Origin of the sequence: Streptomyces sp. NPDC049597, from assembly GCF_040675505.1 — a bacterium.
Lineage (GTDB): Bacteria > Actinomycetota > Actinomycetes > Streptomycetales > Streptomycetaceae > Streptomyces.
On record NZ_JBFAOY010000060.1, the window covers coordinates 1 to 19820 of the forward strand.

General features: G+C 72.0%; 21 protein-coding genes. 6 read left to right on the top strand and 15 right to left on the bottom strand.

Going from position 1 to position 19820, the window contains the following annotated elements; genetic code table 11:
* The coding region (locus AB0K02_RS33270; protein ID WP_365996368.1) for an acyl-CoA dehydrogenase family protein at positions 1–137 on the bottom strand (137 nt) is incomplete at its 3' end.
* Between the two features lie 176 nt (positions 138–313).
* On the opposite strand from AB0K02_RS33270, the gene AB0K02_RS33275 reads away from it, so the two are divergent.
* Positions 314–1651, top strand: coding sequence for a UDP-glucose/GDP-mannose dehydrogenase family protein (locus AB0K02_RS33275; protein ID WP_365996350.1), 1338 nt, complete (start codon positions 314–316; stop codon positions 1649–1651).
* A gap of 28 nt (positions 1652–1679) precedes the next feature.
* Here AB0K02_RS33275 and AB0K02_RS33280 read toward each other — a convergent pair whose 3' ends face one another.
* Positions 1680–2186, bottom strand: a complete 507-nt coding sequence (locus tag AB0K02_RS33280; protein WP_365996351.1) for a CGNR zinc finger domain-containing protein — start codon at positions 2184–2186, stop codon at positions 1680–1682.
* Positions 2187–2270: 84 nt separating this feature from the next.
* On the opposite strand from AB0K02_RS33280, the gene AB0K02_RS33285 reads away from it, so the two are divergent.
* Positions 2271–2633 carry a VOC family protein gene (locus tag AB0K02_RS33285; protein ID WP_365996352.1) on the top strand — a complete coding sequence of 121 codons (363 nt, stop codon included), beginning with the start codon at positions 2271–2273 and terminating at the stop codon, positions 2631–2633.
* Between the two features lie 108 nt (positions 2634–2741).
* Here the strand turns inward: AB0K02_RS33285 and AB0K02_RS33290 are convergent, their stop codons facing one another.
* Genes AB0K02_RS33290 through AB0K02_RS33300 form a run of 3 tightly spaced genes read right to left on the bottom strand, consistent with a single transcriptional unit; the run spans position 2742 to position 5614 of the window.
* A complete protein-coding gene (locus AB0K02_RS33290; protein ID WP_365996353.1) occupies positions 2742–3941 on the bottom strand; it encodes a dipeptidase in 1200 nt (399 codons plus the stop codon).
* 6 nt (positions 3942–3947) lie between these two features.
* A complete protein-coding gene (gene purE / locus AB0K02_RS33295; RefSeq protein WP_177152397.1) occupies positions 3948–4469 on the bottom strand; it encodes a 5-(carboxyamino)imidazole ribonucleotide mutase in 522 nt (173 codons plus the stop codon).
* A 5-nt stretch (positions 4470–4474) separates the two neighbouring features.
* Positions 4475–5614, bottom strand: coding sequence for a 5-(carboxyamino)imidazole ribonucleotide synthase (locus AB0K02_RS33300; protein WP_365996354.1), 1140 nt, complete (start codon positions 5612–5614; stop codon positions 4475–4477).
* A gap of 174 nt (positions 5615–5788) precedes the next feature.
* On the opposite strand from AB0K02_RS33300, the gene AB0K02_RS33305 reads away from it, so the two are divergent.
* The gene (locus AB0K02_RS33305) at positions 5789–6310 is read left to right on the top strand and encodes a GtrA family protein (RefSeq protein ID WP_365996355.1); all 522 of its coding nucleotides are present in this window, start codon (positions 5789–5791) and stop codon (positions 6308–6310) included.
* Positions 6311–6323: 13 nt separating this feature from the next.
* On the opposite strand, the gene AB0K02_RS33310 is transcribed toward AB0K02_RS33305, so the two are convergent.
* Positions 6324–7592 (bottom strand): ATP-binding protein, encoded by a 1269-nt coding sequence (locus tag AB0K02_RS33310; RefSeq protein ID WP_365996356.1) that lies wholly within the window; start codon positions 7590–7592, stop codon positions 6324–6326.
* A gap of 35 nt (positions 7593–7627) precedes the next feature.
* Complete coding sequence (locus AB0K02_RS33315) at positions 7628–8305, bottom strand: response regulator transcription factor (RefSeq protein WP_365996357.1); 678 nt, start codon at positions 8303–8305, stop codon at positions 7628–7630.
* A gap of 333 nt (positions 8306–8638) precedes the next feature.
* On the opposite strand from AB0K02_RS33315, the gene AB0K02_RS33320 reads away from it, so the two are divergent.
* The gene (locus AB0K02_RS33320) at positions 8639–10138 is read left to right on the top strand and encodes an oligopeptide:H+ symporter (protein WP_365996358.1); all 1500 of its coding nucleotides are present in this window, start codon (positions 8639–8641) and stop codon (positions 10136–10138) included.
* Between the two features lie 78 nt (positions 10139–10216).
* Here the strand turns inward: AB0K02_RS33320 and AB0K02_RS33325 are convergent, their stop codons facing one another.
* The 6 genes from AB0K02_RS33325 to AB0K02_RS33350 all read right to left on the bottom strand — a co-directional run bounded on the left by AB0K02_RS33325 (position 10217) and on the right by AB0K02_RS33350 (position 15269).
* Positions 10217–11563 carry a hypothetical protein gene (locus AB0K02_RS33325; RefSeq protein WP_365996359.1) on the bottom strand — a complete coding sequence of 449 codons (1347 nt, stop codon included), beginning with the start codon at positions 11561–11563 and terminating at the stop codon, positions 10217–10219.
* 14 nt (positions 11564–11577) lie between these two features.
* A complete protein-coding gene (locus tag AB0K02_RS33330) occupies positions 11578–12582 on the bottom strand; it encodes a hypothetical protein (RefSeq protein WP_365996360.1) in 1005 nt (334 codons plus the stop codon).
* A 2-nt stretch (positions 12583–12584) separates the two neighbouring features.
* A complete protein-coding gene (locus AB0K02_RS33335) occupies positions 12585–13397 on the bottom strand; it encodes a hypothetical protein (protein ID WP_365996361.1) in 813 nt (270 codons plus the stop codon).
* Positions 13398–13399: 2 nt separating this feature from the next.
* Positions 13400–14062 (bottom strand): peptidase, encoded by a 663-nt coding sequence (locus AB0K02_RS33340; RefSeq protein WP_365996362.1) that lies wholly within the window; start codon positions 14060–14062, stop codon positions 13400–13402.
* Between the two features lie 154 nt (positions 14063–14216).
* The gene (locus tag AB0K02_RS33345; protein ID WP_365996363.1) at positions 14217–14723 is read right to left on the bottom strand and encodes an ATP-binding protein; all 507 of its coding nucleotides are present in this window, start codon (positions 14721–14723) and stop codon (positions 14217–14219) included.
* A 177-nt stretch (positions 14724–14900) separates the two neighbouring features.
* A complete protein-coding gene (locus AB0K02_RS33350) occupies positions 14901–15269 on the bottom strand; it encodes an STAS domain-containing protein (RefSeq protein ID WP_365996369.1) in 369 nt (122 codons plus the stop codon).
* Between the two features lie 295 nt (positions 15270–15564).
* On the opposite strand from AB0K02_RS33350, the gene AB0K02_RS33355 reads away from it, so the two are divergent.
* Entirely contained in the window at positions 15565–16551 is a 987-nt protein-coding gene (locus AB0K02_RS33355) for an RNA polymerase sigma factor SigF (RefSeq protein WP_365996364.1), read from the top strand.
* Positions 16552–16645: 94 nt separating this feature from the next.
* Here AB0K02_RS33355 and AB0K02_RS33360 read toward each other — a convergent pair whose 3' ends face one another.
* Entirely contained in the window at positions 16646–17350 is a 705-nt protein-coding gene (locus AB0K02_RS33360; protein WP_365996365.1) for an aspartate/glutamate racemase family protein, read from the bottom strand.
* A gap of 89 nt (positions 17351–17439) precedes the next feature.
* On the opposite strand from AB0K02_RS33360, the gene AB0K02_RS33365 reads away from it, so the two are divergent.
* Positions 17440–18312: an NAD(P)H-binding protein gene (locus AB0K02_RS33365; RefSeq protein WP_365996366.1), complete on the top strand. Its 873-nt coding sequence runs from the start codon at positions 17440–17442 to the stop codon at positions 18310–18312.
* Between the two features lie 19 nt (positions 18313–18331).
* On the opposite strand, the gene hutI is transcribed toward AB0K02_RS33365, so the two are convergent.
* Positions 18332–19498, bottom strand: coding sequence for an imidazolonepropionase (hutI, locus tag AB0K02_RS33370; RefSeq protein WP_365996367.1), 1167 nt, complete (start codon positions 19496–19498; stop codon positions 18332–18334).
* Between the last annotated feature and the right edge of the window lie 322 nt (positions 19499–19820).

Genomic DNA, 19820 nt, shown 5'->3' on the forward strand with positions numbered 1-19820 from the left:
TGCGGGAAGCGCGCCTCCTCGTCCACCGCCGCGGCGAACGGCTCGATCTTCGCCTCGGCGAGGGAGCGGACCGTCTCGCGGAGCATGTCGTGCTCTTCGGACGGGCGGTACAGATCGAAATCGGCCGATCCTGCCAAGGTCTCTCACTCCCCAAAGTGCTAACTACCGTTAAGTAACTCAATTTTAGACGGCGGCTCCGACCGTGGCATACGTGAGTTTGCCGACAGCCCGGGAATCCGGCGCCGGGGTGAGGCCGGACCCGGCGGATATGCTCGGGCGCGGACCCCGCACGCATCGGCACTGGAGCATCCGTATGGCCCTCAAGATCACGGTGATCGGCACCGGCTACCTCGGCGCCACGCACGCCGCGGCGATGGCGGAGCTGGGATTCGAGGTGCTCGGGCTGGACGTCGTCCCGGAGAAGATCGAGATGCTCGCGGCGGGGCGCGTGCCGATGTACGAGCCCGGTCTCGAGGAGCTGCTGCGCAAGCACGTCGCCGGGATCGAGGGCTCGACCGGGCGGCTGCGGTTCACCACGTCGTGGGAGGAGGTCGGCGAGTTCGGCGACATCCACTTCGTCTGCGTGAACACACCGCAGAAGCACGGCGAGTACGCCTGCGACATGTCCTACGTCGACGCCGCCTTCGCCTCCCTCGCCCCCCGGCTGACCCGCCCCGCCCTGGTCGTCGGCAAGTCCACCGTTCCCGTCGGCAGCGCCGACCGGCTGGCGGCCCTGCTCGACGAGCGGGCCCCGGGCGACGTGGAGCTGGCGTGGAACCCGGAGTTCCTGCGTGAGGGCTTCGCCGTCGACGACACGCTGCACCCCGACCGCATCGTCGTCGGCGTGCGCAGCGAGGCCGCGGAGAAGCTGCTCCGCGAGGTCTACGCGACGCCCGTGGCCGAGGGCTCGCCCTTCGTCGTGACCGACTTTCCCACCGCCGAACTCGTCAAGACGGCCGCCAACTCCTTCCTCGCGACCAAGATCTCCTTCATCAACGCCATGGCCGAGGTCTGCGAGGCCGCCGGCGGAGACGTGGCGAAGCTCGCGGAGGCGATCGGGCACGACGAGCGCATCGGGAAGAAGTTCCTCCGGGCCGGGGTCGGCTTCGGCGGCGGCTGCCTGCCCAAGGACATCCGGGCGTTCATGGCGCGCGCCGGCGAGCTGGGCGCGGACCAGGCCCTGACCTTCCTGCGCGAGGTCGACTCCATCAACATGCGCCGTCGCGGCCACATGGTCGAGCTGGCCCGGGAAGCCGTCGGCGGCACCTCGTTCCTCGGCAAGCGGGTGGCGGTGCTGGGCGCCACCTTCAAGCCCGACAGCGACGACGTCCGCGACTCCCCCGCCCTCAACGTCGCCGGGCAGATCCACCTCCAGGGCGGCCAGGTCACGGTCTACGACCCCAAGGGCATGGACAACGCCCGCCGCCTCTTCCCCACGCTGGGCTACGCCGACTCGGCGCTGGAGGCGGTACGCGGCGCGGACGTGGTGCTGCACCTGACGGAGTGGCGCGAGTTCCGCGACCTCGACCCCGCGGAACTGGGCGAGGTCGTGTCGACCCCGATCATCCTGGACGGCCGCAACGCCCTCGACCCCGACCAGTGGCGTGAGGCCGGCTGGACCTACCGCGCCATGGGACGCCCGCGGGCCTGATCCGGCCCCGGGGCGGCCCGCCCCGGCGTCAGTCGGCGCCCGCGTTGCGGCGCGCCCGGTAGGTGCGCATCTTGGTACGCGCGCCGCACACCGCCATGGAGCACCAGCGACTGCGGGCCGCCGGGCTGCGGTCGTAGTACGCCCAGTGGCAGTCTTCGGCCTCGCATGCCTTGAGACGCATCCAGGTGCCGTCCGCCGCCCCCGTCGCGACGGCTTCGGCGACCCGCGCGAGCAGAGTCGTGGGGCCCGACGGGCGCAGCGCGGCCTCGCCCGACGGGGAGACCGTGACGCGCAGCGGCGCGTCGGCGAGGAGGGCGTCGAGGGCCGTCGACGTCCCGTGGCCCGCGTGGGCCAGGCACGCCTCGCGCAGGGCCTCGCGCAGGACACGGGCCGCGGGCACGTCCTGCGGCGCGAGGGCGAATCGCGCCTGTGTCTCCGGCGCGTCGAGGCTGTCCGCACCGCTCTCGATGTTCAGCGTGTTGACCAGGGCCTCGATCAGCGCGAGGTCCCCGGGTGCGGGCGCCCTGTCATTCATGCTTGCGACGTTACCCCCTATGCGGGACCATGCAGTAACCGTTACCGGTTAAAGCTTTATAGGGGTAACACCGAGGGAGGAAGCATGAGCATCGCGAAACTCGGAGCCGTCGTCCTGGACTGTCCCGACCCGGTCGCGCTCGGGCGCTTCTACGCCGAGCTGCTCGGCGGGGAGATCGAGGACGACGGCGAGGGCTGGGTCGACCTGAAGGGTGTGCCGGGCGCGCCCCTCGCCTTTCAGCTCTCGCCCGGCCACGTGCCGCCGAAGTGGCCGTCGCCCACGGAGTCGCAGCAGTTCCACCTCGATGTGACGGTCGAGGACATGGACGCGGCGGAGGAGCGGGTCCTGGCGATCGGCGCGACCGTGCTGGACGCCGCGGACCGCAAGCGGAGCTGGCGGGTGTACGCCGATCCGGCCGGGCACCCGTTCTGTCTCTGCGCCTGCTGAGTACCGCTTCGTACGGCGTCAGAGGTCCGGCGCCGGTCGCCGCCCGCCACGGGCCGCGGCGGACGGCGCGCTCGGGGTGCGCCGCCGAGGAGCGGCGCACCCCCTCCGTCAGACGCCGTCGAGCTGGTCGATCGTCGCGTTGGACGGGCCGCGCCGCTCCTGGAGGTCGCGGGCCACGTCCTCGGCGGCGCGCAGCACGCGGACCGCGTTCTGCCAGGTCAGCTTGGCGAGGTCGGCCTCCGACCAGCCGCGGCCCAGCAGCTCCGCGATCAGGTTGGGGTAGCCCGCCACGTCGTCGAGGCCGGCCGGGGTGAAGGCCGTCCCGTCGAAGTCGCCGCCGATGCCGACGTGGTCGACACCGGCGACCTCGCGCATGTGGTCGAGGTGGTCCGCGACGGTCGCCGCGGTCGCGACCGGCCGCGGGTTCGCGGCCTCGAACGCCTCGTGGATCTTCATGGCCTGGGGTGTGGTGTCCAGGTGGTGCAGCCCGTGCGCGCGCATGTTCTCGTCCGCGGCCCGGGTCCACTCGACCGCCGCGGGCAGGATGAACTTCGGTACGAAGGTGGCCATCGCGACACCCCCGTTGGCGGGCAGCAGGGCCAGCACGTCGTCGGGGATGTTGCGCGGGTGGTCGCAGATCGCACGGGACGAGGAGTGCGAGAAGACCACCGGCGCCACCGAGGTGGCGAGCGCGTCGCGCATGGTCGTCGCGGCGACGTGCGAGAGGTCGACGAGCATGCCCATGCGGTTCATCTCGCGGACGACCTCGTGGCCGAACGGGGACAGGCCGCCCACGGCCGGCTCGTCGGTCGCCGAGTCCGCCCACGCGGTGTTGTCGTTGTGCGTGAGCGTCATGTAGCGCACGCCCAGCGCGTACAGGGCGCGCAGAGTGGCGAGCGAGTTGTTGACGGAGTGGCCGCCCTCGGCACCCATCAGGGACGCGATACGGCCCTCGGCGCGGGCGATCTCCATGTCCTCGGCGCTGAGCGCCCGCACCAGGTCCGCCGGGTAGCGGGTGATCAGCTGGTCGACGATGTCGATCTGCTCCAGCGTGGCGCTGACCGCCGCGTCGCCCGCCATGTCACTGCGCACGTACACCGACCAGAACTGCGCACCGACCCCGCCGGCGCGCAGCCGCGGGATGTCGGTGTGCAGGCGGCCCGTCTGGTCACCGGCGATGTCCATCCGGTCGAGGTCGTAGCGGACGTGCTCGCGCAGCGCCCAGGGCAGGTCGTTGTGGCCGTCGACGACGGGGTGGGCGGCGAGCAGCTCCCGCGCCCGGCGGAGGTGGTCCGTGGGGGTGTCCATGGGCTGTTACTTCCCGAAGCCGAAGGACTCCGCACCTCCGACCCTGGAGCGCAGCCGCTTGCCCTTCTCCGTGGCCTGGTCGTTCAGCTCCTGCTGGAACTCGCGCATCCGGCCGAGCAGTTCCTCGTCCTGCGTGGCCAGGATGCGGGCGGCCAGCAGACCGGCGTTGCGCGCGCCGCCGACCGAGACGGTGGCGACGGGGACGCCGGCCGGCATCTGCACGATGGACAGCAGGGAGTCCATGCCGTCGAGGTACTTCAGCGGAACGGGGACACCGATCACGGGCAGCGGGGTGACGGAGGCCAGCATGCCGGGCAGGTGGGCCGCTCCCCCGGCGCCCGCGATGATCGCCTTGAGGCCCCGGCCGGCGGCTTCCTCGCCGTACGCGATCATCTCGCGCGGCATGCGGTGCGCGGAGACGACGTCGACCTCGTACTCGATCTCGAACTCGTCCAGGGCCTGCGCGGCCAGCTCCATGACGGGCCAGTCGGAGTCGGATCCCATGACAATGCCGACGACAGGGCTCATGCTGCTCACTCGGTGATCGTTCCTCGCAGATAGCCGGCGGCGTGGCGGGCGCGCTCGAGCACGTCGTCCAGGTCGTCGCCGTAGGTGTTGACGTGCCCCACCTTGCGGCCGGGCTTCACGTCCTTGCCATACATATGGATCTTCAGCTGCGGGTCCCGCGCCATGCAGTGCAGGTAGGCCGCGTACATGTCGGGGTAGTCGCCGCCCAGAACATTGCACATCACGGTCCATGTGGCACGCGGGCGCGGGTCGCCGAGCGGCAGGTCGAGCACGGCGCGGACGTGGTTGGCGAACTGGGAGGTCACCGCACCGTCCTGGGTCCAGTGGCCGGAGTTGTGCGGGCGCATCGCGAGCTCGTTGACGAGCAGCCGCCCGTCCGTCGTCTCGAACAGCTCGACCGCGAGATGGCCGACCACTCCGAGTTCCTTGGCGATGCGCAGCGCCAGCTGCTGTGCCTCGCCGGCCAGCTCGTCCGACAGACCGGGCGCGGGCGCGATCACCGTGTCGCAGACGCCGTCGACCTGCTGTGACTCGACGACGGGGTAGGCGACGGCCTGGCCGTGCGGGGACCGGACGATGTTCGCCGCGAGCTCGCGGGCGAAGTCCACCTTCTCCTCGGCGAGGACCGGCACGCCGGCCTTGAAGGGAGCCTCGGCGTCCGCCTGCGTACGGACGAACCACACGCCCTTGCCGTCGTACCCGCCCTGCACGGTCTTGAGGATGACCGGGAAGCCCCCGACCTCCTCGGCGAAGGCGGCCGCGTCGGCGGGGTCCGCCACGATGCGGTGGCGCGGGCAGGGCGCGCCGATCTCCATGAGCTTGGCGCGCATCACCCCCTTGTTCTGGGCATGCACCAGCGCGTCGGCGCCCGGCCGGACGGGGATGCCGTCCGCTTCCAGGGCCCGCAGGTGCTCGAACGGCACGTGCTCGTGGTCGAAGGTGATCACGTCACAGCCGCGTGCGAACTCACGCAGGGTGTCCAGGTCGCGGTAGTCGCCGATGACGACTTCGCTGACGACCTGGGCCGCCGAATCCTGGGGGGTGTCACTGAGGAGCTTGAATTTCAGGCCGAGGGGGATACCCGCCTCATGGGTCATGCGGGCGAGCTGACCGCCGCCGACCATGCCGACTACCGGGAACGTCACCCCTTCAGGGTATCCGCCGAGCGGACCGGCCCCGTCCGCCGTAGGTTCCGACAAGCGATGTAGCGGCCGTCACATCGCTCTCAGGACCCACAGGCGACCCGGACGGCCGCTGGTTAGCATGGCGGTGTCGACGCTGCCGCTCGACGCTGCCGATCCGATGAGGCTGGTCCCCCGATGAGTGAACCAGGCGGAGGGCTGCGCGGGCAGGTACGGCAGCTCGCGCGCGAGGTCGCCAAGTTCGGCGCGGTGGGCGGCGCGGGCGTGTTCGTCAACCTCGGGGTCTTCAACCTGGTGCGGAGCACGACCGACATCCCGGTCGTCCGGGCGTCGATCATCGGCACGCTCGTCGCGATCTGCTTCAACTACGTGGGTTTCCGCTACTTCACCTACCGTGACCGCGACAAGAGCGGCCGGACCCGGGAGCTGGCGCTGTTCCTGGCGTTCAGCGGGGCCGGCCTGGTGATCGAGCACGGCATCCTCTACGCGGCGACGTACGGCATCGGCTGGAACACCCCGCTGCAGAACAACGTGTTCAAGATCCTCGGCATCGCGATAGCGACGCTGTTCCGGTTCTGGTCGTACCGCACCTGGGTCTTCCGGGCCCTGCCCGCGCGGCGGGCCGAATCGCTCCCGGAGCGGGGACGGGCCGGGGCCGGGGCCAGGCAGGAGCCCGTGCGGGACCGCGTCGCCCGCTGACCGGGCGGCCGCGTCACCTCACGGTCGGCCTGTCGTTGTCCTTGCGCTTGCGCACGACCCTGCTCAGGAACAGCGCGAAGACCGGCGGGTGCTGCTGGAGCAGTTCGAGCCTGCCGCCGTCCGCCTCCGCGAGGTCCCGGGCCACGGCCAGGCCGATGCCGGTGGAGTTGCGGCCGCTGATGGTCCGCTCGAAGATGCGTGCCCCGAGGTCCGCCGGGACGCCCGGCCCCTCGTCCGTCACCTCCACGACGGCCTGGTTGCCGGTCGCCCGGGTCCGTACCGCGACCGTGCCGCCGCCGTGCATGAGCGAGTTCTCGATGAGCGCGGCGAGCACCTGGGCGACCGCGCCCGGGGTTCCGACGGCCCGCATGCCGTGGCGGCCGGAGTGGACGATCGCGCGGCCCGCGCTGCGGTAGGCCGGACGCCACTCCTCCAGCTGCTGCTTGACGACCTCGTCGAGGTCGAAGGCGACGGCGGAACCGATGCGGGGGTCGCGCGAGTTCGTCAGGAGCCGCTGCACCACGTCGGTGAGCCGCTCGACCTGGTTCAGCGCGATGCTCGCCTCCTCCTTCACGGTCTCCGGGTCGTCGGTGGCCGTGATCTCCTCCAGCCGCATCGACAGCGCGGTCAAGGGGGTGCGCAGCTGGTGGGAGGCGTCCGCGGCGAGCCTGCGCTCCGCGGTGAGCATGCGGGCGATCCGCTCGGCGCTGGCGTCCAGCACGTCGGCGACCCGGTCCAGTTCGGGGACCCCGTAGCGCCGGTGGCGGGGGCGGGGGTCGCCGGAGCCGAGCCGTTCGGCGGTCTCGGCGAGGTCGGTGAGCGGCGCGGCGAGCCGGTTCCCCTGCCGTACCGCGAGCAGGACGGCCGCGATGACGGCGACCAGCGCGACCGCGCCGATGATCAGCAGCGACCGGCCGACCTCGCGCGTCACCACCGAGCGGGACTCCTCCACGGTGACCGTGATGTTGCGCTCGCCCTCGGCGGTGCCGCGGATGACGCTGCCGCCGGGCCGCTTGCCGATCTCGATGGGGTCGCGGCCGGCGATGCGGATCAGGGCGTAGCGGGTGACGTCGCCCTGCTGGGCGATGATGTCCGGATTGACCGGCTCACCGCCGACCAGCCTGCTGTCGACGATGCTGGCCAGGCGCAGCGCCTCCGAGTCCACGCTCTCCTGCGCGCTGCTGCTGATGGTGCGGGTCTCGACGAGGACCAGCGAGACGCCGAAGACGGCGATCACGACGAGCACCACGGCGAGCGTGGAGTGGATCAGACGGCGGCGCATGGTGTCTGCGTGTCAGGGCTCATGGCCTGAGCCTGTCAGGACTTCTCGAAGCGGAAGCCCACGCCGCGCACGGTCGCGATGTACCGGGGGTTGGCCGCGTCGTCGCCGAGCTTCTTGCGCAGCCAGGAGATGTGCATGTCCAGGGTCTTGGTGGACGACCACCAGGTGGTGTCCCAGACCTCGCGCATCAACTGGTCGCGGGTGACGACCCGGCCGGCGTCGCGCACGAGGACGCGCAGCAGGTCGAACTCCTTGGCGGTGAGCTGGAGCTCCTCCTCGCCCATCCACGCGCGGTGCGACTCGACGTCGATCCGCACGCCGTGCGTGGCGGGCGCGGGCGCGGGCTCGGCGGCGCCGCGCCGGAGCAGGGCCCGGACCCGGGCGAGCAGTTCCGCGAGACGGAACGGCTTGGTGACGTAGTCGTCGGCGCCCGCGTCGAGACCGACCACAGTGTCCACCTCGTCCGCGCGCGCGGTCAGCACCAGGATCGGCACGCTGTGCCCGTCGGCGCGCAGCCGCCGCGCGACCTCCAGACCGTCCATACCGGGCAGCCCCAGGTCCAGCACGACGAGATCGACTCCACCCGCGAGTCCGGCGTCGAGCGCGCTCGGACCGTCCTCCCGCACCTCTACCTCGTAGCCCTCCCGACGCAGGGCTCGGGCCAGTGGCTCGGAGATGGATGCGTCGTCCTCGGCGAGCAGTACACGGGTCATGAAGGTGATGGTAGTCCGCATGGCGCAGCCGTCGGGGCGTGATCCACAAGGGCTCCGACTTAGGGATGCGATTCTGGTTATGACCTTGGATCCAGGGAACATGGTTCCCTGTTCACCTGTGATCCATGTCTCAAGTCCGTTCATATGCCGCACTGTCGTGGCGTATGGTGGCGAGACGCCTGAAGTAGTGACCTGGGACCTTTGGACGACCCGTGCGCCAAAGGTCTCATTTCTGCAAAGGGTTGTCCTGCCGCCTTGACGGCAGCGCGAAGTGACCCCACCGGGCGCGTCACCGCTCACGAAGCGCCGCGTCCCGAGCAAGCAAGGATCGACATGGCGTCCAGCCTGACGAGGGACTCGGCCGGCACCGCCGGCACGGAGAAGACGTTCCTCGGCCACCCCCGCGGTCTGGCCAACCTCTTCATGACCGAGATGTGGGAGCGCTACAGCTTCTACGGCATGCGGGCTCTGCTCGTTCTCTACCTGTCGGCCTCCGTGGCGAAGGGCGGACTCGGCTTCGACACGGCTACCGCCGTGGCCATCTACTCCGTCTACAACGCCATGGTGTACCTGCTCGCCCTGCCGGGCGGCTGGTTCGGCGACCGGGTGTGGGGCGCGCGGAAGACCGTGGCGGTCTCCGGCACGATCATCATGATCGGCCACTTCATGCTGGCCCTGCCGACGGAGATCTCCTTCTTCATCGGCCTGGCGCTCATCGCCGCCGGTTCCGGTCTGCTCAAGGCCAACATCTCGACGATGGTCGGCCACCTCTACCGGGACAAGAACGACCCGCGCCGTGACGGTGGCTTCACGATCTTCTACATGGGCATCAACCTCGGTGCCTTCGTCGCCCCGCTGACGATCGGTTACGTGGGCCAGAAGATCAACTGGCACTACGGCTTCGCCATGGCCGGTGTCGGCATGGCCCTCGGCCTCGCCTTCTTCTTCCTGGGCTTCCGCAACCTGGCCCCCGAGTCGAACCAGGTGCCCGCCCCGCTGTCCGGCGCCGAGCGCGTCGGCATCCTCAAGAAGGCCCTGATCTGGCTCGCCGTCGCGGCCGCCGCCTACGGCGTCGTCGGCCTCTCGGGCTCGTTCAGCATCGACTGGGTGCTGTGGCCGCTGACCATCCTGGGTCTCGTCCTGCCCGCCTGGTACCTGATCCGCATCAAGCGCGACCCCGACCTGGAGCCGGTCGAGCGCTCGCGGATGTCCGCGTACGTCTGGTTCTTCGTCGCCGCCGCCGTCTTCTGGGGCATCTACGACCAGACCGGTTCCACGCTCAGCCTGTTCGCCGAGAACAACACCTCGGACACCCTGTTCGGCTTCGCCTTCCCGGCCAGCTGGTTCCAGTCGCTGAACCCGCTGTACGTGATGGCGCTCGCCCCGGTCTTCGCCTGGATGTGGGTCGCGCTGGCCCGCCGCTCCAAGGAGCCCAGCACGCTGGTCAAGTTCACACAGGGCCTGGTGCTCATCGGCGCCTCGTTCTTCGTGATGATGCTGGCCCAGGCCGCCTCCGCGGGCGGCGTCATGGTCACCCCGTTGTGGCTGTGCTCGGTCTACCTGATCCAGACCGTGGGTGAGCTGACCCTCTCCCCGGTCGGCCTGTCGCTGACGACGAAGCTGGCGCCCGCCAAGTACGCGTCCCAGATGATGGGTGTCTGGTTCCTGGCCGTCACCGCCGGCAACTCGGTCATCGCCCTGCTCCAGCTGATGGGCGCTCCGACGGACACCGAGTGGTGGTTCGCCAGCCAGGGCGCGCTCGCGGTGATCGCCGGTGTCGCCATCTTCATGTACCGCAGGAAGGTGCAGCCGCTCATGGGCGGCGTGCACTGACACACCCCGTACGCCCGTGGAGGGCCGCCGCACCGATTCGGTGCGGCGGCCCTCCGCCGTTCAGCGGGCCTGCGCCGTTCAGCGGGCGCCGCGCAGGCGCTGCCACGGCGTGAACGTGAACACCGCGCCGCCCAGCAGGACCGCCGTGCCCGCCACCAGAGCCAGGGCGCGCAGGGTCCCGGTGTCCTCGGCGCCGGTCTGCGCCAGGCCGCCCGTGGCCGAGCCGGCGGCGCCGCCGCCCGTGCCGCCCCCACCGGTGGAGCCGCCGCCGGCCGCTCCGCCCGGCTGGGCCGAGGTGTCGAGTTCGAGGGAGAACGGCACGTCCGCCGGCGGGGTGCAGGTGGTGGTCGTGCCGAGCGCCTTCACCGTGAGGACGCCCGGGCTCAGCGTCGTCCGGCCCGTGGCGCCGGGCTTGTAGGTGCCCGTCAGGTCGGGGATCTCGATCGGGTCGCCGGCCTTGATGGGCTCCTTGTTCGTCGGCCCCTCCACATGGACGAAGCCCTTGTCGGCGCCGCCCAGTTTCACCTCCATGGACGGCTTGACCGAGTCCTTGGGGATGTCGGCCGGGCTGTCCATGACAGACTTGGAGAACTTCACGGTGAGGCCGTAGTCGCCGCCGTTCTTCCGGGCGTTGATGCGGACCGGGGAGACGGCGTTCTTGTCGCCGATGGGGGTCTTGCACGCGTACGCGACCTCGATCTCCTTGCCCTCGAAGTCCGTCCGGTCACCGCCACCGCCACCGGACGTCCCGCCGGAGCCGCCGCCGCTCGTCGTGCCGCCGGAGCTCGTACCGCCGGAGCTCGTGCCTCCGTCCGTGCCGCCGGAGCTCGTACCGCCCGAGCTCGTACCGCCGGAACTGGTGCCGCCCGACGAGGTACCGCCGGAACTGCTTCCGCCGCCCGCCGACACCTTGATCGTGGCCCCGACCCCGACCGTCTCCTTCGGCGCACACTTCGTGTCCGTCGAGATCGGCTTCGAGACGTTGATGGCGTACGCCCCCGGTGTCAGCGTGACCTCGCCCGCCTTCTCCAGCTTCAGCGTGCCCTTCATGTCGGGCAGCACCATCGGGCTGTTCTTCGGGATCGGCGGATTCTGCCGGGGCCCCTCCATCGCCAGCTCGCCCGTGACCGCGCCGCCGAGGGTGATCGTGCCGGTCGGTTTGACCGTGTCCTTCTGCAGGTCCAGGATGTCCGGGTTCTTGGAGGCGGCCTGGACCGTCTTCCAGATCACCTCGACCTCGTCGCCGACCTCGGCCTGCGCCGGCGCGGTGATCCGCACCGTGGTCGTGCCCTGGACGGGCGGCAGGCCGGAGATCGGCGGCGGAACGCACTCCGTCGCGTACGAGACCTCGGCGGCCTGTGCGGGGCTCGCGGCCAGCAGGATCCCCGCGCCGCCGAGCATCAGCGCGACCCCGGCCGCGCTCATCCTCCGTTGCGTACTCACGAATGTCCCTTCGTCGTGGGCCGGTCGGTCCGGTTCTCTGACGGTGCGGAGTCAGGGGTGAACCACGGCAGTGCCGCCGTGGTGGTCGAGGGGGAGGCGGGCGGGCGGGCCCGGCCGGTGCGGCGGGCATGCCGCGAGCCCGGCGGCCGTACGCGGTCCACGACCGCCATGCCGATGCGGAACAGCGCCGTGGGCACCACCAGGGCCAGCAGGGTCCAGAAGACGGTCACGCCCCAGGGCCGGCCGACGCCCCAGGGCTGCTCGGCGACGAGCTTGCCGCCGTACCTCACCGAGACCGCGTAGTCGCCGTGGGCGCCGGCCGCGAGCCGGACGGGCAGTTCGATCCGCGCCTTTCCTCCCGGCTTGATCGTGCCGCGCCACTGCTGCTCCTCCCACTCGGGGGCGAAGACCCCGTGGGCGGTGCCGACCTGGAAGACCGGGTCCTTCACGGGCGTCGTCCCGAGATTGCCGACGGTGAACTCGAGCGTCCGGGAGGGCGGGGCGCCGAAGAGCACCAGCAGGCCCGATTCGCCGCGCAGCCGGGTGGGGCTGAGCACGGCGAGGCGGCCGTCGCCGGTCGGCTCGGGGAGCGGTGCGGTGGGGTGGCCCTCGACGACGAACTCGGCGTCCACCACCTGCTGTTCCCCGGTCGCCGTGGCGACGTGCACGACACAGGGGCACGGCGCGGGCGGCTCGGCGACCGGCAGCCTCTTGTCGAAGGCGCCCCGGGAGTCGGTGGTGACCGCGCGTCCGTCGGCGTTGGCGCAGGAGTTGGTGCCGCCGATGACGCCCGTGCCGGGCGAGGACTTCCCGCAGATCAGCAGGATCAGCAGGGTCTTCGCCCGCCATCCGGTACCGCTGACGGTGAGGTCCCCGCCCTTCCCCGCCCGGGACGCGGACAGCTCGACGGCCGGGGTGGGCGGGGGCGCGGCCGGCGCGGGGGCGGCGGTCAGGAGCAGGAGCAGAACGGCCAACAGGGCGGTGGGCACGGCACGTCGCATGGTCAGGCTCCTGCTCCCGCCGGTCGGCGTTCGGGGACGGTGCGGCCACGGCGGCGGCTCGGCACGCGGCGGCGGAGGACCAGTGCCGCCGCCGTCACGGCGCCCGTCAGCAGCGTCGCCGTCGCCGGCCAGGCCGCGAAGGTCCGCGAGGCGGTCGCCTCGGCCCGGGCGGCTCCCGGCGCGCTCGCCGTCACGCGGATGTCCACGGCGTCCAGGTGCGGGGGGTCGGACCAGGGCTCGGAGAGGGTGACCCGGCGGCCGGGGGGCAGCTCGGTCGGCACGCGCGCGGGGCGGCTGAGGACCTCGCCCAACAGGCCGTCCACGCGGAGCGCCACACGCGGCGTCAACGGCGTGTTGCCCCGGTTGACGAGGGAGTAGCGGATCGAGCCGTCCGCGTACGACACGTCCTCGACCGTGAGAGCCGCCACCAGCGGGCCGCGCACCCGCAGATGGAGCCGCACCGCTTCCTCGCGCCCGGCGCCGGACGCCGTGATCGTCGCCGTCTGCCCGCCTGGCGGGGTGCTCGCGGGGAGGGTGACGGTGAAAGGGACCTGCGCGCGGGTGCGGGCGGGAACGGTGACCGTACGGGCGGCGAACGCGATCCACGGCCCGGCCGCGTCGGCCCGCAGGCGCAGGGTGACCGGCTCGCCGTCCCGGTTGGTCACCGCGAGCCGGTCCTCCAGTACGGCGCCGGGCGCTCCCTCCAGGTACAGGTACGCGCGGTCCGGCCCCCATGCCCCGGCCGCCGCAGCCGCAGGCGCCGGCAGGAGCGGCGCCGCCGTGAGCGCGAGGACGAGCACGACCGCGGCCCGCACGGTCAGTCCGCGGCCCGGCCGCCGCCGCGCCGGGTCAGCCACAGGGCGCCCGCGGCCCCGGTGAGCAGCACCGTCCCGCCGAGCGTGCCGAGCGCCACGGCCGAGTCCAGCGGGCCCGTCCTCGGGAGCCGCGAGGACGCCGGACCGCCGCCCGCCGCCGTGACGTCCAGTTCCAGCGACGGTCCCGGATTGTTGCGCGGCGTGCACGTGGTGGTCGTGCCGAGTGCCTTGATCGTCAGCACGCCCGCGGTGAAGGTGACCTTGCCGCTCCTGCGCGGCGTGTAGGTGCCCGACAGGTCGTTGATCCTGATGGGCGTTTCGGCGGGGATCGCCGCGGTGTTGGCCGGGCCCGACACCCGCACCTCCCCGGGGTCCGCGCCGCCCACCCGGATGACCGCGCTCGGGTTCATGGCTCCCTTGCCCAGCTCGACCGGGCTGGAGGAGACGCCCTTGCGGAAGGACATCGTGAGCCGGTAGGCGCCGCCGCTCCTCTCGGCCCTGATGTCGATCGGCGAGACCGCCCCCTTGGGGCCGATGGGGGTCCGGCACTGGTAGTCGACGTCGACGACGGCTGCCTGCGCGGCGGGGGCGGCGATCAGCACCGCCGAGCCCGCCACGGCCGCTGCCGCCGCGAGAGCTGTCCGCTTGCGGTTCCGGTACGACACCTCGGTTCCCCTCGTGCGCGCATGGACTGACGGAATTGCTGACGGCACATCAGATCGGTGGCTCAAGGTACGCCGGGGTCCCTGGGGAGGGAAGACAAAGAGCACGCCGTATCGGCGTGCTCCACAAGAGATTCGGCGACGGCCCGCGAAACGCTCACGCGGGGGCGGCGAGTTCGGCCCACACCGTCTTCCCCGGCGATCCGGGTGTCCGCACGACTCCCCAGTCCATGCAGAGCCGTTGGACGATGAACATGCCGTGGCCACCGGGCCGTCCCGCGCGGTGCGGGGTGCGCGGCGCGGGCTGGCCCGTGCCGCGGTCGGTGACCTCCAGCCGCAGGACCTTCCCGTCGCAGCCGATGCGCAGCTCCTCGGGGCCCTCGGCGTGCAGACAGGCGTTGGTGACCAGTTCGGAGACGACCAGCAGCACGTCCTCGGCCGCCGCTCTGCGGTCCGCCGTCCCGGCGGGCAGCCAGCCCCAGTCGTGGAGCGCCTGCCTGGTGAAGTCCCGGGCAAGCGGAACGATCCCGCTGGCGCTGCCGAGCGCGAGGCTGCGCATCGCGCCGCCGACCGGCGCGGTGGACACGGGCACGGTCGGCGCCGCGGCGGCGGCTCCCGGCTCGGGGCCGAGATCGCCCGGCTGTTGCTGCCGGGTGGTGCTCATCAGCGCTTCACCTCACCGATTCACCGGTTCACCAGTTCGCCATGGATTCAGTACGCAGAGTGTTGGGCGTTCAACATTCTGCGGGGGTTCTCCTGCCCGGCCGAATCGTGACAACACCCACTAGGTCGGTACGGCATACGTGATGCCGACTACAGGGGCGGCACGACAGGCCCGGACTCAGTCGGACAGGGCCGCTTCGAGGGAGTCGTGCACGGTGAAGACCGCCTCGGCTCCGGTGATCTCGAAGACCCGCGCCACCACGGGCCGCATCCCGGCCAAATGGACCCCTCCCCCACCGGCCTCGGCCTTCAGCCGGGCACCCAGCAGAACATTGAGCCCGGTGGAGTCGCAGAAGTCGAGGCGTGAACAGTCGATCACCAGGCGCACACGGCCTCGATCGATCGCCTCGTCCAAGGGCGCACGCAGCAGTTCGGCGGTGTGGTGATCCAGCTCACCCGCCGGTTGCACAATCTCGCTGCGGCCCTCGGTCCGAACCTCGACCTGAAGCCGGCCCCGACTCACGCTGCCGACCGTCTCGCGGTCCATGCCGTCCCTCTTCGCCGTGTCGTTCGCTGCGTCGTCCACCGTTTCGTGCCACACGTCACAGGCGGCCACTCGGGCAGCGCCGGACGCCCGTTGAACCCTACGCCCTCCCCGCGTCGACCGGTACCCGAACTACCGCACAATACGGACATACACGACATATGCCACTTGCGATCGGCCCTGCCGAGCCGGTAGGGCTAGTAAGGACACACCCGACACGGCCGGCTTTGGAGGCGCCGCTCACCGCAGCAGCAGACACGGCATCGGCAGCCATGTGCCGAGAACGATGGAGGAGACCATGTCACCCCGGCTCGACGCACCGCGTACCCCCGACGCGCCGTCGGCACACCCCGCCCGTACGACCGCTCACGACCCCGCCGAGACGACCGGTCCCGGCGCCGCCGCGACCGACGCGGCGACCGAGGCCGCCGACCTGACCGCGGCCGCGGCCGCGGGACAGCAGCTCACGGGCCTGGAGGACCTGGCGCATCTGCCGGCGATTCCGCCCTTCGACGAGGTGGACTCGCTGGACGCGCGAGCCCTGTCGAAGACGCTCTTCGAGCGGCTCACGATCCTCGAAGAGGGCACGCACGAGTACGCCTACGTCCGCAACACGCTGGTCGAACTCAACCTGGCCCTGGTCAAGTTCGCCGCCTCACGGTTCCGCACGCGCAGCGAGCCGATGGAGGACATCGTCCAGGTCGGCACGATCGGCCTGATCAAGGCGATCGACCGGTTCGAGCTCAGCCGGGGCGTGGAGTTCCCCACGTTCGCGATGCCGACCATCATCGGCGAGATCAAGCGCTTCTTCCGGGACACGTCCTGGTCGGTGCGGGTGCCGCGGCGGCTGCAGGAACTGCGGCTCGAGCTCGCGAAGGCCGGTGACGAGCTCTCCCAGCAGCTGGACCGCACGCCCACCGTCGGCGAACTCGCCGAACGCCTCGGCATCGGCCGGGACGAGGTCGTCGAGGGCATGGCGGCGAGCAACGCGTACACCGCGAGCTCGCTGGACGCCCAGCCCGAGGAGGACGACTCCGAGAGCGCGCTCGCCGACCGCATCGGATACGAGGACCACGGCCTCGAGGGCATCGAGTACGTCGAGTCGCTCAAGCCGATGATCGCGGGGCTCCCCGCACGGGACCGCACGATCCTCAGCCTGCGGTTCGTGGCCAACATGACGCAGTCGGAGATCGGCGAGGAGCTCGGCATCTCGCAGATGCACGTGTCCAGGCTGCTGACGAAGACGCTGGTGAAGCTGCGCAAGGGGCTGACTCTGGAGGAGTGAGCCGACAGCTCCCCCAGCCTCCGGAAGGGTCCGCTCCGTCAGGAACGGGCCCTTCCCCGCCGTGGGGCCGTCATGGAGCGCGTCACGGAGCCTGTCACGGGGCGGCGGGCGGTTCCAGCGCCGCCGTCACCGCCGCCTCCGCGTGCAGCCGCGTCGTCGGGAACACCGGCACCGGGCTGTCGTCCGCCCCGACCAGCAGCTCGATCTCCGTACAGCCGAGGACGACGCCCTGCGCGCCCGCCGCGACGAGTTCGCCGATGACCTGCCGGTAGGCGGCGCGGGACTCCTCGCGGACGACGCCGAGGCACAACTCCTCGTAGATCACCCGGTGGACACGGGCGCGCCCCGCGGCGTCCGGGGTGAGGACCGTCAGGCCGTGGGAGACCAGCCGGTCACGGTAGAAGTCCTGCTCCATGGTGAAGGCGGTGCCCAGCAGGCCCACGGTGGCGAGGCCCCGCGCCCGCACGGCCTCGGCGGTGGCGTCCGCGAGGTGCAGGAGCGGCACGCCGACCGCGTCCTGCACCTGGCCCGCGACCTTGTGCATGGTGTTGGTGCAGATCAGCAGCAGGTCCGCGCCCGCCGCCTCCAGACCCTTCGCCGCCTGGGCGAGGATGTCGCCGGCCCGCTGCCACTCGCCGGCGACCTGCAGTTCCTCGATCTCGGCGAAGTCCACGGAATGCAGGACGCACTTGGCGGAGTGGAGTCCGCCGAGGCGTTCCCGTACGAGCTCGTTGAGGAGCCGGTAGTACTCCGCGCTGGATTCCCAGCTCATGCCGCCGATCAGTCCGATGGTTCGCATCGGGCCACTGTCGCATGTCGCGGCCCGGGCGGATGCGTCCGCCCGTGACACTGGTCCGCACAGCCCGGCCGTAGGAGAGGACACGCGTCATGCCCCCTGTCATCGCAGTCACCGGAGCGAGCGGACGCGTCGGCGGCCGGGTGGCGGCCAGGCTCTCCGCGGCGGGCGTCGCGACCCGGCTGCTGGGCCGCGACCCCGCCCGGCTGCCCCAGCTGCCCGGAGCGGTCGCCGCGCCCCCGGCGTCCTACGGCGACGGCGAGGCGATGCGGCGGGCCCTGGACGGCGCGGACACGCTCTTCCTCGTCTCGGCGCACGAGGCGCCCGGCCGGGTCCAGGAGCACCACACGGCCGTGGACGCGGCACTCGCCGCGGGCGTCGGGCGGATCGTGTACATGTCGTTCGTGGGCGCCGCACCGGACGCGACGTTCACCTTCGCCCGCGACCACTTCCACACGGAGGAGTACATCCGGGCCCGCCGGGTGCACCACACCTTCCTGCGGGACAACTTCTACCTGGCCGCGTTCCCGGCCATGACCGGCGCCGACGGGGTGCTGCGCGGCCCGGCCGGTCAGGGCCGGGTGGCCGCCGTCGCCCACGACGACATCGCGGACGCGGCGGCGGCCGTGCTCCTCGACGGGCCCGGTCCGCACGACCGTGCGGTGTACGACCTGACCGGTCCCACCGCGTTCTCCCTCGCGGAGGCCGCGGCCGAACTGACCCGCGCCGCCGGCCGCACCGTGCGCTACCTCCCCGAGTCCGAGGACGAGGCCTACGCCTCCCGTGCCGGCTACGGCGCCGAGGAGTGGGAGGTGACGGGCTGGGTCACCTCGTACGAGGCGATGGCCGCCGGCGAAATGGCCGCGGTCTCGGACGCGGTGCCGCGGCTGACGGGGCACCCGGCGCAGTCGCTGCGCGAGTACCTGGCCGAGCACCCGCGCAGCTACGCGCACCTGCTGCCGTAGCCCCTCCCGGACCGGCCGGCTAGATCCGCTTCCCGGCCCGCCAGACCTCGCGCACCAGCGGCACGCCCGGCCGGTAGGCGAGGTGGACATGGCTCGGGGCGTCCAGCAGGGCGAGGTCCGCGCGGGAGCCGGGCGTGAGGCGGCCGACGTCCGTACGGCGCAGGGCCGCGGCTCCGCCCGCCGTGGCGGACCACAGCGCCTCGTCGGGGGTCATCCCCATGTCGCGCACGGCGAGCGCGATGCAGAACGGCATCGAGGACGTGAACGACGAGCCCGGGTTGCAGTCCGTCGACAGCGCGACGGTGGCGCCCGCGTCGATCAGACGGCGCGCGTCGGGCCACTCGGCGCGGGTGGAGAACTCCGCGCCCGGCAGCAGGGTCGCCACGGTCGCGCTGTGGGCAAGGGCGTCGACGTCCGCGTCCGTGAGGTGCGTGCAGTGGTCGGCGGACGCGGCGTCCAGCTCGACGGCGAGTTGCACGCCCGGGCCGTAGCTGAGCTGGTTGGCGTGCACACGGGGCAGGAGGCCCTTGGCCCTGCCCGCGGTCAGCACCGCACGCGCCTGGTCCCCGTCGAACGCGCCCTTCTCGCAGAACACGTCGACCCAGCGGGCGTGCGGCGCGCAGGCGTCCAGCATCTCTCCGGTGACGAGGGCGACGTAGGCCGCCGGGTCGTCGGCGTAGTCCGGGGACACGACGTGCGCGCCGAGGTACGTCACCTCGTCGGTGTGCCGGGCGGCGATCCGCAGCGCCCTGGCCTCGTCCTCGACGGTCAGCCCGTATCCGGACTTGGTCTCGAACGTGGTGGTGCCCTGGCGCAGGGCCTCGTCGAGATAGCGCGTGAGATTGGCCTCGAGCTCGTCGTCGCTCGCGGCCCGGGTGGCGGCGACGGTGGTGCGGATGCCGCCGGCGGAGTAGGCACGGCCGGACATACGGGCGTTGAACTCCTGGGTGCGGTCGCCCGCGAAGACGAGGTGCGAGTGGGAGTCCACGAAACCGGGGATGCAGGCGCGGCCCCGGGCGTCGTGCCGCTGGTCGGCGTCGGGCGCGTCCTTGGCGGCGCCTGCCCAGGCGACGCGGTCGCCTTCGATGACGAGCGCGGCGTCCTCCACGAGACCGAGGGGGCCGTCGCCGAGGGCGGGGTCGTTGGTGACGAGGGTGGCGATGTTGGTGACGAGGGTGGTGGTCATGGGGGTCCTTTCAGGGGAGTTTCCTTTCCCCGCCCCGCCCTCCCCCTACGCCTGGCGGCGTGGGAGGTACCCCCATCCCGAACGGGGGGCTCCGCGCCGGGCCCCTCCCCCTACGCCCTGCGGGCGTGGGGGCCGCAGCGCCTCGATCTTCCCCTGCGGCCTGGCGGCCGTGGGGGGTCCATCGGCGAAGCCAGCGGAAGTGCCCCCGGCGGAGCTGATTTCGCGGAGCGAGAGCAGCCCGTCCGGCGCTTGAGGACACCGCGCGAAGCGCGGTACGGGTCCGGGCGGAGCCCGGTTCGGGATGGGGGTACCTCCCAGCGGG